Source organism: Kineothrix sp. MB12-C1, assembly GCF_030863805.1.
GTDB lineage: Bacteria > Bacillota > Clostridia > Lachnospirales > Lachnospiraceae > Kineothrix.
In genome coordinates this window covers 2,967,862-2,982,154 of the sequence record NZ_CP132957.1, presented here as the reverse complement: position 1 = coordinate 2,982,154, position 14,293 = coordinate 2,967,862, and the positions used below count along the sequence as shown (strand labels likewise).

General features: G+C 43.3%; 15 protein-coding genes. 4 read left to right on the top strand and 11 right to left on the bottom strand.

What is annotated here, in order from left to right:
- Position 1: 1 nt before the first annotated feature.
- From RBB56_RS13610 to RBB56_RS13595, 4 genes are all read right to left on the bottom strand, one after another.
- Positions 2 to 622 (bottom strand): sulfatase-like hydrolase/transferase, encoded by a 621-nt coding sequence (locus tag RBB56_RS13610; RefSeq protein ID WP_306719516.1) that lies wholly within the window; start codon positions 620 to 622, stop codon positions 2 to 4.
- Positions 623 to 736: 114 nt separating this feature from the next.
- Entirely contained in the window at positions 737 to 1,579 is an 843-nt protein-coding gene (locus RBB56_RS13605) for a carbohydrate ABC transporter permease (RefSeq protein WP_306719515.1), read from the bottom strand.
- A gap of 17 nt (positions 1,580 to 1,596) precedes the next feature.
- Entirely contained in the window at positions 1,597 to 2,481 is an 885-nt protein-coding gene (locus RBB56_RS13600) for a carbohydrate ABC transporter permease (protein ID WP_306719514.1), read from the bottom strand.
- 109 nt (positions 2,482 to 2,590) lie between these two features.
- Positions 2,591 to 3,175 carry an extracellular solute-binding protein gene (locus tag RBB56_RS13595; protein ID WP_306719513.1) on the bottom strand — a complete coding sequence of 195 codons (585 nt, stop codon included), beginning with the start codon at positions 3,173 to 3,175 and terminating at the stop codon, positions 2,591 to 2,593.
- Between the two features lie 86 nt (positions 3,176 to 3,261).
- Here RBB56_RS13595 and RBB56_RS13590 point away from each other — a divergent pair, with 86 nt between their 5' ends.
- Positions 3,262 to 3,498: a helix-turn-helix transcriptional regulator gene (locus tag RBB56_RS13590; protein ID WP_306719512.1), complete on the top strand. Its 237-nt coding sequence runs from the start codon at positions 3,262 to 3,264 to the stop codon at positions 3,496 to 3,498.
- 273 nt (positions 3,499 to 3,771) lie between these two features.
- Here RBB56_RS13590 and RBB56_RS13585 read toward each other — a convergent pair whose 3' ends face one another.
- Complete coding sequence (locus tag RBB56_RS13585) at positions 3,772 to 4,635, bottom strand: CPBP family intramembrane glutamic endopeptidase (protein ID WP_306719511.1); 864 nt, start codon at positions 4,633 to 4,635, stop codon at positions 3,772 to 3,774.
- Positions 4,632 to 5,336, bottom strand: coding sequence for an HAD family hydrolase (locus RBB56_RS13580; protein WP_306719510.1), 705 nt, complete (start codon positions 5,334 to 5,336; stop codon positions 4,632 to 4,634). The genes RBB56_RS13585 and RBB56_RS13580 overlap by 4 nt, the downstream gene beginning before the upstream one ends.
- 386 nt (positions 5,337 to 5,722) lie before the next feature.
- Here RBB56_RS13580 and RBB56_RS13575 point away from each other — a divergent pair, with 386 nt between their 5' ends.
- The 3 genes from RBB56_RS13575 to RBB56_RS13565 are packed head-to-tail and all read left to right on the top strand — an operon-like array spanning position 5,723 to position 8,110.
- Positions 5,723 to 6,511: an ABC transporter ATP-binding protein gene (locus RBB56_RS13575; protein ID WP_306719509.1), complete on the top strand. Its 789-nt coding sequence runs from the start codon at positions 5,723 to 5,725 to the stop codon at positions 6,509 to 6,511.
- A gap of 15 nt (positions 6,512 to 6,526) precedes the next feature.
- Complete coding sequence (locus tag RBB56_RS13570) at positions 6,527 to 7,330, top strand: ABC transporter permease (RefSeq protein ID WP_306719508.1); 804 nt, start codon at positions 6,527 to 6,529, stop codon at positions 7,328 to 7,330.
- Positions 7,331 to 7,336: 6 nt separating this feature from the next.
- Positions 7,337 to 8,110, top strand: coding sequence for an ABC transporter permease (locus RBB56_RS13565; RefSeq protein ID WP_306719507.1), 774 nt, complete (start codon positions 7,337 to 7,339; stop codon positions 8,108 to 8,110).
- Between the two features lie 62 nt (positions 8,111 to 8,172).
- Here RBB56_RS13565 and RBB56_RS13560 read toward each other — a convergent pair whose 3' ends face one another.
- The 5 genes from RBB56_RS13560 to RBB56_RS13540 form a co-directional block, all read right to left on the bottom strand.
- Complete coding sequence (locus RBB56_RS13560) at positions 8,173 to 9,054, bottom strand: carbohydrate ABC transporter permease (protein ID WP_306719506.1); 882 nt, start codon at positions 9,052 to 9,054, stop codon at positions 8,173 to 8,175.
- A 10-nt stretch (positions 9,055 to 9,064) separates the two neighbouring features.
- Positions 9,065 to 9,970, bottom strand: a complete 906-nt coding sequence (locus RBB56_RS13555) for a carbohydrate ABC transporter permease (protein WP_306719505.1) — start codon at positions 9,968 to 9,970, stop codon at positions 9,065 to 9,067.
- A 155-nt stretch (positions 9,971 to 10,125) separates the two neighbouring features.
- Positions 10,126 to 10,596: an IS200/IS605 family transposase gene (tnpA, locus tag RBB56_RS13550; protein WP_306719504.1), complete on the bottom strand. Its 471-nt coding sequence runs from the start codon at positions 10,594 to 10,596 to the stop codon at positions 10,126 to 10,128.
- Between the two features lie 184 nt (positions 10,597 to 10,780).
- Positions 10,781 to 12,193 (bottom strand): glycoside hydrolase family 1 protein, encoded by a 1,413-nt coding sequence (locus RBB56_RS13545; RefSeq protein ID WP_306719503.1) that lies wholly within the window; start codon positions 12,191 to 12,193, stop codon positions 10,781 to 10,783.
- A 26-nt stretch (positions 12,194 to 12,219) separates the two neighbouring features.
- Complete coding sequence (locus tag RBB56_RS13540) at positions 12,220 to 14,130, bottom strand: beta-glucoside-specific PTS transporter subunit IIABC (protein ID WP_306719502.1); 1,911 nt, start codon at positions 14,128 to 14,130, stop codon at positions 12,220 to 12,222.
- Between the last annotated feature and the right edge of the window lie 163 nt (positions 14,131 to 14,293).

The window sequence follows — 14,293 nt, the reverse complement described above, 5'->3', positions numbered from 1 at the left end:
TTCATAAGAGGGCCAGGTATTCCTCCGGTGTTACGAAAGGTTCATGAGGGTCGAAACTCTCCACCATAAGGAAGAAATCATCGCCCCCCTTATTCTCTTGCGCCCATCGGCATGCCGAACGAAATGTGGACGGCGTCGGATAGGAAGCTTCCTCCTTTTCATATACACTGCGATTTAAAATTTCCTGAGCATGTTTTCTTCCATAGACCTCCGGGGCCACCATAGGACGATTGACTCTCGATACCCATGGGTCCACTTCCTGTCCTCTGTGGAAGTCCCAAGTATCGAACAACTGACAGTAATTCTCCCCGCCGATTTCAAAATAATGAGAATGATCCGTCGTAATATGAGTGAACACTCCTTTTTCCCGAAGTACCGAAGGGAGGGAACGATCGAAAGGCTCCATTCCTCCCCACCCTTTTTCCAGAAACTGCAGCCTTCCGGTTAAGATATCTCTTCTTGCCGGCATACAAGGGGCTGAGCCGATGTAATGATGCTGAAACTGCACACTATCCTTAGAAAATGCATCGATGTTCGGGGTAATTCCCCTCGCTGCTGCATCGTAAGCTTTCAAAAAATGTCTGTTTAAAGTATCCATTAATATGAGGATTGTTCTAGCCATAACTTTCTCCTTTTCTTAAAATAATGAGGGAACAATTGCGGAACTTATTAACTCCATAATTTTATCTGTTTCACAATTTCCCAACATAATACGGATTTTCTCCCTATAAGATTATTAGCCTTTCAATCCGGAAAAAGCAATACCTTCCACCAAATATTTCTGTCCGGCTGCAAAAATAAGAAGCATGGGAATAAGCGCGCATACCGTACCTGCCATAATCAGCCCATATTCCGATCCATACTGTGTACGGAAAGAAGCAAGGCCTATTTGAATCGTTCTCAGCCGCTCCGAAGTAAGATAAATCATAGGTGCCATGTAGTCATTCCACATAAAGTTGAACGTAAACACAACGAGCGTAGCAATGCCCGGTTTGCACATAGGAAATACGATGGTTGAATATATCTTAAATTCTCCGCAACCATCAATACGTGCCGCTTCTGATAATTCATCCGGAATACCGAGCATAAACTGACGGAGCAAAAATACACCGAAGGCACTGAATAAATTAATCAATATCAACGACCAGTGGGAATCATTTAACCCAAGACTTTTAATCACCAGAAACTGAGGAATCATAATCGCATGCCAAGGTACCATCAGTGTTGCCAGATAGCAAAGGAATATTTTATCCCGTCCCGGATATTGCATCTTGCTAAAAGAATACGCTGCCAGCGAACAGGTAAGGACCTGTCCCAACGTTACGATAACGGAGATTTTGAGCGTATTGAAGTAATAAGTAAGAAAAGGAATCTTTTCCCCTACTTCTTTGTAATTCGACCAGCGGAATATTTCAGGTATCCATCTGATAGGGTAAGAAAATATCTCATTATTGTTTTTGAAGGAGGCGGAAAGCGTCCACAAAAAAGGGATGATCATGCAACATCCTAATATGAGCATACCGATAAACAGTGCGCTGCGAGAGATTTTCCCATTGAGAGTCCTCGTATTTTTTACCATTTTTTCATCCTCCTCTTCTACATATAGTTAACCCATTTTTTCTGTCCTCTGAATTGAATGATTGTAATAATCATAACGAGCAGGAAGAGAAAATAGGCCATAGACGATGCATAACCGAACTGAAGCTTCTGGAAGCCCTCCTGGTAAATACGGAATACGAGCACATTCGTGGACCTTCCCGGTCCGCCTGCCGTCATAATATTTACAAGGTCGAACACTTGGAAGGAGTTGATAATGCACAGAATTGTCACCATGAACATCGTAGGGGACAGCATGGGCAGCGTTACCTTGAAGAACTTCTGTACCGGTCCTGCACCATCGATGGCGGAAGCTTCATAGAGCTGAGAAGGAATTGACTGCAGCCCCGCCAGTAATATAATCATGTAGTATCCTGCCTGCTTCCAGATTGCCACCAGCATAATAGAGCCCAGTGCTGTACTTGTGGAAGAAATCCACATCGGAGGATTTTCCATTCCGACAGCCCGCAGAAGCTGGTTCAGCGGACCTACTGTAGGATTGAATATCATCGACCATACAATACCTACCGCTACCATCGAACTGATATTGGGGAGAAAGAACATCGTTTTGAATAATCCACTCCCTTTAATTCCCTGATTGACTGCCATCGCAAGAAGCAAGGCAAAAACAATAGTACCCGGTACGGTAACCAATGTATAGACGACATTATTCCTAAGGGACACTCTGAAATATTCATCCTGAAACATATTGATATAATTCTTAAGACCCACGAAGTTAAACTGTGAAAATCCATTATAATCGGTAAAAGAAATCACAAATCCCATAATGATCGGGAGTGCCATAAATACAAAAAAACCGATGAAATTGGGGAGGATGAACAAATATCCTTTTAAATATCTGGCCACTCTTTTATTCTTTATCATAATATTTCCTTTCCGAGAAATCTTCTTATTAAGCCATTACGAAACTTGTTATTTCATAATAACAGGGAAGCTTATGTTCTAAGAACCGCTTCCCTGCTACCTATGAACACTATTTACTCATAATCTGCTCACGCTGAGCTTCAAAGTTTGCCATTGTTTCATCGATTCCCTTTTCGCCATACAGATATAATTCTGCATTTTCAGTAAAAGCATCAATTAAATCGTTATATTTATCATATGCTGGCGCCTCCGGTAATCTCTTCGCATTAAATACTACTTCTACTGCGCTGTCTTTTCCGATTGCTTCTTTGAAAGCATCTTCGCCGGCTTCGCTGGAATAAGACGGGAGAATACCGAACTTAGGAAGTACGGACGCTCCGCCGTCTCCGCAAAGATACTCTAAGAATTCATAAGCTTCTTCTACGTGCTTACTGTCCCCGGGAATTGCCGCAAACTGTGTTGCTCCCCATGTGGTTCCGGCTTCCACGCCTTCCGGTACCGGAAGAGGTGCTACATCCCAATTCACATCTGTCTTACCGGCTTGTGCATCTTTCATCAGCATATCGAAAAGCCATTCGCCCTGAGGAATCATCGCTACTCTTCCATTTTCGAAATCGGACAGATACTGGCTGTCATTCGCTTTTATCTCCGCAAGCGGTACGTGAGACTTGTCTTCATTGAACAGACGGTTCAATATTTCAAGACCTACTTTTTCATTAGAAATATCATCATCGCAATGAATTCAAAAGGGTTAAAACTTATGAAAGCAGCTTTTTATTTATGTTAAATATATTGTCCACCCTGACACCGAGGGAGCTGGATACCCTTCATCTTCTTATTAACGGCCATACGAAAAAAGAAATCTGCCAGATGCGCTGCGTGGAAATGAGCACCGTAAAGTCTCAAGTCCACAGCATTCTGAAGAAATTCAAAAAACGCAATGTGGCAGATATTATTACGACGGAATCGGATAAAAATCTTCTCGAAACCATTCTTCATAATTACTATCATAAATAGGATTCGGACATCAAAAGCCTTCTTATTAAATAGCTTTCGTCCATTTGCACAATCTATGTCAACAAAAAGTGATACCTCATATAATTTGCTCGCAACGCGCTCTCGCTTGGATGAAGCTCGTAGTGGTACGTAAGACCACAGAATACGTGGATCTAAGTACCAACGGCTTCATACAGTTGCTCATCAAACAATATGAGGTATCCCTTAGGCAGAAAGGATATGGGTGCAAATGGACGAATCCCTATTGTACGAGATGCTTTTGACGCCCGAATCTTAATTATTATAAAGGGAAAAAGGGTTAAGGCCTTCCTGCTTTCTTATTCTTATGATGAAGAAGAGGCTGATAAGGGAAATAATCAAAAGGATGGCACAATTCGGTGCTGTCGCCATGGCGCTCATCCATTCCTGACGGTAGCTGATGGAAAATACGCTTACATTGGCAAGTCCATGGAATAGTACCGGCGCGGTAAAGCTGGCGTACCATTCATAGGCGAAGGTGATGGCGATTCCAAGAATCGTACCATAAATTCCCTGCACTAAATTACCATGATAGACGCCGAATAAAATGCCGCATACGATAATGGATAATATACGGCCGAAATAACGTTTCATCCGGTTATAGATCAACCCTCTGAATACAATCTCCTCCGCAACCGGCGATATAATTCCATAAATAACAGCTCCCACCACAAAGCTTACCCCATATTGCCTTGCGGCCACATCGCTGTAAGCGGTGGAGCTTCCAGTAACTCCCGTCAACAGCAAAAGAAGATTGCTTCCAAGAGCCAGCGTAATAGCAAAAAGTGCAAGAAGTCCATACGCGGTTATCATTTTCCTTTTATATTCTACGTTTTGGCTCGGTGACGCTTCCTTCCTTGTTTCGGCATAGCAGAACTCCCTTTTTGCCATCGGCCATACAAAGGCCATACCGATAACGAGAGAAAGTGCATTCATAATCCCACTCACTGTCTGTGCATGGGCCGTTACATATGCCGCATAATCTTCGCCCATACCAAGACTTAGGCCGACAAGAAATGCCAGCAGCACCTGCGCCATATCATGTGCAATAAAGTAAACGACAAAGGGCATTAAGATATCCCATATTTTTCTTAATGAAGACTCTGCTCCTGCTCTCATTGTGCCAACAGTCCCCCAAGTTCCTCCACGGAGCTTACGATATCATCCGCGCCCGCCGCTTCCAGTTCCCCTTCTCCCGCATAGCCGAAGGTCACGCCAACCGTCCGTAAGCCGTGTTCCTTTCCTCCGATAATATCGAACTTCCGGTCGCCGATCATAACCGTGTGCTGTTTATCTAACTTCTTGTCCGGCTCATCAACCGTCGTTCCCTTTCTGTCCTCTCCCTCGTTTATCTGAGAGAGGCGATATAAGGCTTCCTCCACGACTTCTTCCTTCGTCCCTCTTTCTCCGCTTAGCTCGCTCCCCACTACAACATCAAAATATTTCTCAATATCGAAATGACGCAATACCTTTTCCACAAAAACGGTAGGCTTACTGGATGCTACCGCCAATATCTTCCCTTTTTCCTTTAATTCATGTAACATTTCCGCAATTCCCGGAAATAACCGATTCTGGAAGATTCCCGTCGGCGCAAACCATTCCCTATATTTCGCCACCGCTTCCTCCGCCTTCTTCTCATCGAAGCCATAGAATTCCATAAAGCTTTCTTTCAAGGGCGGTCCTATAAAAGGCTCTAACTTATCTAAATCCGGCTCATCAATACCGAATGCCCGCAGCGCATACTGTACTGAGGTGGTAATTCCTTCCTTGGGATCGGTCAATGTTCCATCCAAATCGAATAACAAATATCGGTATTTCATCCTATATAACCATTCCTTTCTTATCGCCTACTTATTTCGAAACGTAACAGTTCAGATGCCTTCACTGTTACAAAAGCAAAGATTGCTTTGCAAAAATCCATGAGAATCACCTACGGCGATGGGATTTTTGCCAACAGCATTTACGTTTTCTTACGGTCAGCGCAGCAAATGCGCAGACCTGTCTGAACTGTTACTTCGAAACTATCCATCTTCAAAGTATAACTGCTTTCTCCTTGACGTGCAAGCCTGCCCGTGGTATCCTTAAACTCCTTCCGAGCTATCGGACAACTCAATATTTTTTACCTGCGGTATTCTTTGGCAAAATCCAAGGAAAGCAGACCGACTTGGCAAGATATAATTTATATTACTACCAGGAGGAAGCAAACATGATTATGATGGAACATGTAAGCAAGACCTATAAGGTCTCTAAACGCGATGCCGGATTTATATCCGCATGCAAAGCTCTGTTTCGCAGAGATTACGAGCATATTTATGCGCTCGATGATGTCTCCTTCTCGATCGAAGAGGGAGAAATGGTCGGTTACATCGGTCCTAACGGTGCCGGCAAAAGCTCTACCATTAAAATTCTAAGCGGTATCCTCACTCCGGACAGCGGCACTTGTCTCGTCAACGGACGCGTCCCATGGAAGAACCGTATCGAACATGTGAAGGATATCGGTGTCGTATTCGGTCAGCGTTCCCAACTTTGGTGGGATGTGCCCGTTATAGATTCCTATGAGCTATTGAAGGAAATCTACAAAATAGACAGCCAATCCTATCGCCGCAACTTGAATCAGCTCACCGAATTGCTGAATCTTTCCCAACTTCTTCGCACTCCTGCAAGACAGCTTTCCTTAGGTCAGAGAATGCGCTGTGAAATTGCGGCTTCCCTTTTACACAATCCCCATATTCTTTTCCTCGATGAACCTACTATCGGTCTGGATGCGGTATCCAAGCTGGCCGTTCGGGAATTCATCCTTCAACTGAACAAAGAAAATAACACCACTGTCATTTTAACAACTCATGATATGTCCGATATCGAAGCATTGACCAATCGGGTCATACTCATAGGAAAAGGCCGTATTCTTTTGGACGGAAGCTTACGGGATATTCGTCGAAACTATGAAACCACGGAAGAGGCACTGGCCGGCTTCTATCTCGCCAACGGCATATAGGAATAGGGGAATACTATGAGAAAATATTTGGTTTTTTTTCGCTTGCGCTTCTCTATGGGGCTCCAATACCGTGCGGCTGCACTGGCAGGAATCGTTACACAATTCGCATGGGGTGCCATGGAAATCGCCCTGTTTCGGGCTTTTTACCATACCGATCCCGGCTCTTTTCCTATGACTTTCTCGGCAGTCTCCGCCTATGTATGGATGCAGCAGGCCTTTTTAGCGCTGTTCATGGCATGGATGATGGAAAATGAGATTTTTGATGATATCGTAAACGGCAATATTGCCTATGAGCTCTGCCGCCCCATCGACATTTATAATATGTGGTTTTCCAGAAGTCTTGCCAACAGACTTTCCAAGGCAGTGCTTCGCTGCATGCCAATCCTCATTTTTGCAGCGTTTCTCCCCGCACCTTATGGACTGATACCACCCGTTGACTTCATCTCATTTTTCTTCTTTTTACTCACTTTGGTCACCGGCCTTTCCGTAACTGTAGCCTTTTGTATGCTCGTATATATTGTATCATTTTTCACCATCTCTCCTGCCGGCATCCGAATGGTGGCGGTTTCCATGGTGGACTTCTTTTCCGGCGCTGTAATTCCCCTTCCCTTTTTCCCGGAGCATATCAAGCATATTTTAGAGCTTCTTCCGTTTGCATCTATGCAAAATGTACCTCTGAGAATCTACAGCGGGGATCTGTCCGGCCCGGCTATGTGGAAGGCTGTTTTACTTCAATTGTTATGGCTGCTTATTCTGGTCCTTATGGGAAAAGTTTTGAACTTTCTGGCGATGAAACGAATTAGGATACAAGGAGGATGAATCTGCATGAGATTATATATAAAGTATTTTGCGATACAATTCAGAAGCGTGATGGAATATAAGGCTTCCTTTTTCCTTACAACGATTGGACAGTTTTTCATATCCTTCAACATTTTTCTCGGTATTTACTTCATGTTTCAGCGTTTCCCTATTGTGGAAGGATTCACTTACAGCGAAGTGCTTCTTTGTTTCGGTATGACTCTATTGGAATTTTCTCTGGCAGAATGCTTTGCCAGAGGCTTCGACATGTTCTCTATTATGATAAAAAAAGGGGAATTCGATAGAATTATGGTTAGGCCGCGCAATGAAATCTTCCAGGTACTCGGCAACTATATCGAATTTACCCGTTTAGGAAGGATAATACAAGCCCTTATTATGTTCGCCTATGGAATTGCAGCAAACAATATCACATGGGATCTAGGCAAGATTATTACGGTCCTTTTTATGTTAGTAGGAGGTACTGTCCTTTTTTCCGGCATTTTTCTGATCTATGCCTCTCTATGCTTCTTCACTACAGAAGGACTGGAATTCATGAATGTACTGACCTATGGTGCCAGAGAATATGGGAAATACCCAGTGAGTATCTATGGGAAAAGAATGCTACAGTTCTGTACCTTTATCGTTCCCTATTCTCTCGTTCAATATTATCCGTTGTTGAACCTGCTGGACAGAGGAAAGCCATACTATAGCCTACTTCCTCTTTTGGCCTGCCTCTTCCTGATTCCCTGTTATCTTCTATGGAGGATGGGGGTGAAACATTATACTTCATGTGGATCGTAACGTAGCCAATATCTCTTTTGTCGGGGCATATATGTCTCGACAGATTACCTTTAGGATATCATTCACCCTTTCAGTCCGCCTCCCGTGATTCCAGCGATAATTCTCCTTGATAAGAACAGGTATAATATGAAGGTTGGCAGGAACACAATAACCACAGAGGCAAACATTCCTGCCCAATCCCCTGTATATCTCATTGCGTTAATCATTGAGTATAACCCTACTGCAACCGGCCTTAGCCGGTCGGAATTTGCAAAGATCAAGGACATAAAATACTCATTCCATACATTAATAAAATTGAAGATGGTAACTGTAATAAGCCCTGACTGTGCCATAGGGAACATAATTAGCCAGAAAGTCTTCATCGGGGTACATCCATCAATTGCCGCCGCCTGCTCATAAGCGCTGGATAGGTTACTAAAGAAGGATAGCAAAAAAATCGTTGTATAAGGTACGTTTATACCTATATAGAGGAAAATCAGTGTAAACCGGTTGGCCATTATATTGTTAAGAATATTCATTCCTGCTATCATACTGAATAAGGGCAATACAATCATGACCGCAGGAACACCCATGGCCGATACGAAACTCGTTTGGATAAACCGGTTGGCAATAAATTTAAAGCGAGATAATACATAAGCAGCCGGCGCACATATGAAGATTAATGCCACGCAAGCGATAATAGAATAAAACAAAGAATTTCCAAAGATAACCGATACATTTTGAGAGGTCCAGGCCTTGATATAGTTTTCAAAATGGAAACCCGTAGGAAATTTTAACGCATCACCGGCAAATATATCCTTGGTCGTTGATAGGCTTGCCGCAAATACCCAGCCTAGCAGTACAAAGGTAAACAGAATCCAAAGGGACAAGATCAGGTAACCGGGTGCAAGCCTTAATTCATGCTTCCAATTAAACTTTCTCACTTCATTTTCTTTTCTACTCATAGGTTGCCTCCTAAAATTCCAAATCATCATCCCTGATCAACTTATTGCACAGGGTGAAGACAAGAACTACACATATGCTAAGAATGATACCAACTGCCGCACCCAGTCCTGCATTGTGCTCCGTTACACTGTTACCAGCACCAAATACCTGCATATACATATATACCATTGGAGTAATAGTCTGCGTATCCGCAGTGACTGTTGAAAACAACTGTGACCAGACAAAAAAGCCCGCACTTGTTACACTCCACATGGTAATATTCGTTTTAAATACGCCCTTGATCAGCGGCAATGTTATATGTATGAACTGCTTTATCTTCCCTGCCCCATCAAGCGTTGCCGCTTCAAAATATTCCGCACTGATACGTTCTATGCCGCTTGCAAAGATTAGCATATGATACCCTACCATGCCAAAACAATAAGCAATCAAAAGCGCCCAGAACTTATGCTCATTGTCCGTCCATTGAATCGCTGCTATTTTATCCATGCGGATCATCTCAAAGAAGCGCTTGAACAAACCGAATCTTGGGTTATAAACATATTGCAGCCACATGGTCGCGAGGGCCACCGCACTCACTACATTGGGCATATAGATCGCCGCCTTGAAAAAACCTTTAAATCGTATGCCGCTCGTTAATATAACTGCAAATAGTAAGGCAAGTGCCATTACCGCCATGCCCCCCACAAACCATATACGAAAAATATTCCATAGTGAGTTCACAAAAAGGCTGGTATGGAACAGCTTATTAAAATTACCAAGTCCGACAAATGACCATTTTGATATGGCATCCGTCACTCCCTCAATCTTAAAAAAACTCATAAAAATAGTTCTGCATATGGGATACAAAAAGATTAGAATAAAGAATATGAGCGCAGGTAGTAAAAAACATACGATCATTGTCTTACTTTTCTTCAAATCAACTACCTCCTTGGAATCTTGATAATCATGACTACCGGCTTAGCCGGTAGTTTGCTCTGCGACTATAAGTCGCTGCTCCCGCTTGCCTCTAAAGAGGCTCTGAAAAGTTCGCCTTCCGCACTGCGGTCTCGGGCTGGCTCTAAAGAGCCTTTTTATTTGCCTTTTTGTACCGGCTCACCCGTAAACGGGTCGATATACTCTTTTAGTGTCATTTGATCGTATGTCTGATCTTCCTGTAGTTGGTTCTTTATATATTCTTCGATTTTCTTTGCATTTTTACCTACTGTGTCTACATAATAACCTCTACACCAGAAATGACGGTTTCCATACCGGTACTTTAAATTCGAGTGCCTTTCAAATATCATTAAGGAACTTTTTCCTTTTAGATATCCCATGATTTCTGCTACACTATACTTCGGTGGTATTCTTACCAGCATGTGTACATGATCTCTACAACATTCTGCCTCTATTATCTCGATTCCTTTTCTTTTGCACAATTCACTTAATATTCGTGCAACATCTGCCTTGATCCTTCCATATATTATTTGCCTTCTATATTTGGGGGCAAAAACCAGATGATATTTACACTCCCACCTTGTGTGTGCTAAACTGTTCTTATCCATTTGGATACCTCCTTGGTTATATTTATGCGGTTGGCGAACCTGCATTTATTGTACCATGGAGGTTTTTATTCTTGAAGCTAAAGCTGACTGGGAACACACCTGCATAGCAGGTGGTTTATTTTTGTTGACTATACAAAGAAAAGCCGCAAGGGAACTTTCTTACATTCCCTTGCGGCTTATATTCTCATTCTTCCAGCGCTTCTCCATTTGTACTTATTATATCACGGTACCAATAGAAGCTTTTCTTACGGAAGCGTTCCAATGTTCCGCTTCCGTCCTCGTTACGATCCACATATATGAAGCCATATCTCTTTTTCAATTGTGCACTTGATGCACTGACCAGATCGATGCATCCCCATGCCGCATATCCTATTACCTCCACGCCGTCCTGTACTATCGCTTTTTTTATCTGAGCCAGATGCTCTTTCATGTAATTGATACGGTAATCATCTTCCACCGTCGGCTCTCTGTCAGCACCAATAATCAGCACGTCGTTGGCTCCCAACCCATTTTCTGCCACGAAGAGGGGCTTTTGATAACGGTCATAAAAGTAATTCAACGTGTACCTAAGACCTTTTGGGTCAATCTGCCACCCCCATTCACTCTCCTTCAGATAAGGATTGGCCACACCTGTAGTTAAATTACCCCGCCCTTTCTGATACTTAGAGCAGTCGGCAGCCGTACATTTGCTCATATAATAGCTAAAGGATATATAATCTACCGTATATCTTAAGACATCTTCATCTCCAGGCTCCATCTGAAGCTCAATTCCCTCCCGCTCCCATTCTCTGCGGATATAGGATGGGTAATAGCCTCTGGCTTGCACATCAGCAAAAAACATACAATCCCTGTCTCTCTCCATCATAGAAAGCATATCGTCAGGATGAGGAGTCATCGGATAGCTTAACGCTCCCAACACCATGCAGCCCATTTTTGCACCGGGAACCATCTCCCGAAGAAGCTTGGTAGCAAGCGCACTTGCCACAAACTCATGGTGTGCTGCCTGGTAGATATCCGCCTTAGTCAGCTTCTCCTTCGGTGTCCATATACCCGCACCCATCAGTGGGAAATGACGAACTGCATTGATTTCATTAAAAGTCATCCAGTATTTAACCTTCTTACCATATCTTCCGAATACGGTTCGACAGTAGCGCAGGAAAAATTCAATTAAGCTCCGGTTTCTCCATCCGTCATATTCCTTTGCCAGATGAAGCGGTGTCTCATAGTGAGACAGGGTCACAATAGGCTCAATACCGTATTTTAAGCAACAGTCAAACACCTTATCGTAAAAGACAAGTCCTTTTTCATTCGGCTCCTTATCATCTCCGTTTGGGTAGATGCGGCTCCATGCAATTGACAGACGAAGCATCCGAAACCCCATCTCGCTAAACAGACGGATATCGTCCTCGTATCGATGGTAAAAGTCGATACCCATTAGTTTCAAATTATCTGCCGTCGGTTCCTCTTCCACCTCTCCAAGAACACCCTTTGGCATTACATCCTGAATCGACAGTCCCTTGCCATCCACATCGTAAGCCCCTTCGCATTGGTTTGCTGCAATCGCACCTCCCCATAAAAAGTTCTCCGGAAATCTCATATCGAAACCGCTCCTTTCCCTACAAATTAACGAATTATTGTTATAATTCCATCCCCATAATTTACCTGTTTTGTATCCGCTGCAATTACTTCCAGGTAATCATCCGTGTTGCTGATGATTATTGGTGTTATTAACTGATAGCCTGCTTTTTTAATCTCATCCATATCGAAAATAAGAATTGTTTGGCCTTTTCTCACCTGTTGACCCTCTGTTACAAGGCATTCAAAATGCTCTCCTTTTAAACCCACCGTATCCAATCCTACATGAATAAGAATCTCAGTTCCGTTTACATCCTGCAGACCTACCGCATGTTTGGAATCAATAACAGATACTACCGTAGCATCACAAGGCGCTGTTACTTTTCCTTCCGAAGGAATCACCGCAATTCCCTGTCCTAAGATTCCCTTGGAAAATACTTCATCCGGTATCTGCTCCAAAGAAACTACTTTTCCCTTTAGCGGAGATCCTATCGTTTCCTTCACACTAAGTCTGTCCGCTTTTCCTTTACCGCTGTTTCCGCCGGTCTCCTTCGTTGTTTTTTCCTCTATCGGATCCACAAATCCGAGTATCAAAGTAGCTATGGCTGTCACAACAATGGAAATTATAATTGTGATTATTGCATTTACTACGTTCATAATGCTGTCCCCGCCGATATATACCGGAAGTGCCAATAAGCCCGCAGTAGTGGATGAAAAGGTATGAATTCCCGTAATTCCCGCATAAAGTCCGGCCACACCGCCGCCAATCATAGCTGCATAGAGCGGGCGCTTCAATTTCAGGTTAACACCGTACAACGCCGGCTCTGTAATGCCCATTAAACCAGTGAATCCGGCAGAATACGCAATCTGCTTCATATCTTTATTTTTTGTTCTAAGTCCTACCGTCAGGGACGCCGTACCCTGCGCGATATTCGATGCTAACATACCTGGGCCCAAGATAGTTCCGTACCCCAGTGTTGCATATTGGATCGTCTGAATGGGTGCAAAGCAATAGTGCATACCCGTCATAACGAAGAACGGGCAGAAAGTTCCCATCAAAAGCGGAATCACCCACCCCGCATAGTCATTGAAGAAGTTAAATACAATGGCCAATATATTACCTACCAGATTGCCCAGAGGGCCAGCTACAAACAGGCCGATAATTCCAGTTCCAATAATAGTAATCATAGGTGCAAGGAAAATTTTCAGTGCATTAGGGGAAATCTTATTCGCCCATGGCTCAATTTTGGACTGCACCCATACGATTAACAAAATCGGGATAACGCTGCCGCCATAGGAAACCTTAAGCATAGGCAGAAATCCGAACATTGTTACATAGTTGAAGTTTATCACATTTCCATTGAAGATACTTAAAGCTGCCGTAGCAGGCTCAAGGCTGCCTACAGAGGCGTGCATAAGTACACCGGCCAATACCGCCGCTATGTACGGGGAACACTTGAACTGTTTGGCTGCCGATACTGCGAGAATAAACGGCAAGAAGTAAAATAACGCATCGCCAAAGGCTGTAAAAAGCTGATAGGTGCCGGAACCAGCCTCCACTACCTTGAAGGCTACCAACAATGCCAACAGTGCTTTTATCATACCGGAGCCTGCAAGGGCCGGAATGACAGGAGTAAAAATTGCTGTTAACGTGCCGAAGAATGCCGCCAGAATACCTTTCTTCTCCTCTTCATTTCCGGTCGTGCTTTCCGGAAAACTTCCCATTTTCTTCAATTCGTCGCAAACATTAGATACATCGGTTCCGATAATAATTTGAAACTGTCCGTTTTTGGTTACAATTCCCTGAACCCCTTTTAGATTCTTAATTGCCTCCACGTTGGCAAGCTTCGTGTCCCTCAATTGGAAACGAAGGCGCGTCATGCAGTTGGTGACACTTAACACATTTCTTTCTCCGCCGACTAATTCCAGAATATCGGCTGCTAATTGATTGTAATTCATTTTTCTTTCTCCCTTCTTTTTGCTTTTCAATTGCCTTGTGTATTCCGTATGTTCTTATATTTATAAATAAAAAGACCCGAAGGTACCCAAAGCAACAGGCTTTGAGACCTCCGAGTCTTGCTGAACCGAATCATAACACACTCGTATTTTTTATATTTAGTTT

Bases quoted from the DNA above. Each gene is read 5' to 3' on its own strand.
- RBB56_RS13585 (WP_306719511.1), bottom strand. From the start codon at position 4,635: ATGAGAGCAGGAGCAGAGTCTTCATTAAGAAAAATATGGGATATCTTA.
- RBB56_RS13575 (WP_306719509.1), top strand. From the start codon at position 5,723: ATGATTATGATGGAACATGTAAGCAAGACCTATAAGGTCTCTAAACGC.
- RBB56_RS13600 (WP_306719514.1), bottom strand. From the start codon at position 2,481: ATGATAAAGAATAAAAGAGTGGCCAGATATTTAAAAGGATATTTGTTC.
- RBB56_RS13580 (WP_306719510.1), bottom strand. From the start codon at position 5,336: ATGAAATACCGATATTTGTTATTCGATTTGGATGGAACATTGACCGAT.
- RBB56_RS13565 (WP_306719507.1), top strand. From the start codon at position 7,337: ATGAGATTATATATAAAGTATTTTGCGATACAATTCAGAAGCGTGATG.
- RBB56_RS13545 (WP_306719503.1), bottom strand. From the start codon at position 12,193: ATGAGATTTCCGGAGAACTTTTTATGGGGAGGTGCGATTGCAGCAAAC.
- RBB56_RS13560 (WP_306719506.1), bottom strand. From the start codon at position 9,054: ATGAGTAGAAAAGAAAATGAAGTGAGAAAGTTTAATTGGAAGCATGAA.
- RBB56_RS13610 (WP_306719516.1), bottom strand. From the start codon at position 622: ATGGCTAGAACAATCCTCATATTAATGGATACTTTAAACAGACATTTT.
- RBB56_RS13605 (WP_306719515.1), bottom strand. From the start codon at position 1,579: ATGGTAAAAAATACGAGGACTCTCAATGGGAAAATCTCTCGCAGCGCA.
- RBB56_RS13590 (WP_306719512.1), top strand. From the start codon at position 3,262: ATGTTAAATATATTGTCCACCCTGACACCGAGGGAGCTGGATACCCTT.
- tnpA (WP_306719504.1), bottom strand. From the start codon at position 10,596: ATGGATAAGAACAGTTTAGCACACACAAGGTGGGAGTGTAAATATCAT.
- RBB56_RS13540 (WP_306719502.1), bottom strand. From the start codon at position 14,130: ATGAATTACAATCAATTAGCAGCCGATATTCTGGAATTAGTCGGCGGA.
- RBB56_RS13570 (WP_306719508.1), top strand. From the start codon at position 6,527: ATGAGAAAATATTTGGTTTTTTTTCGCTTGCGCTTCTCTATGGGGCTC.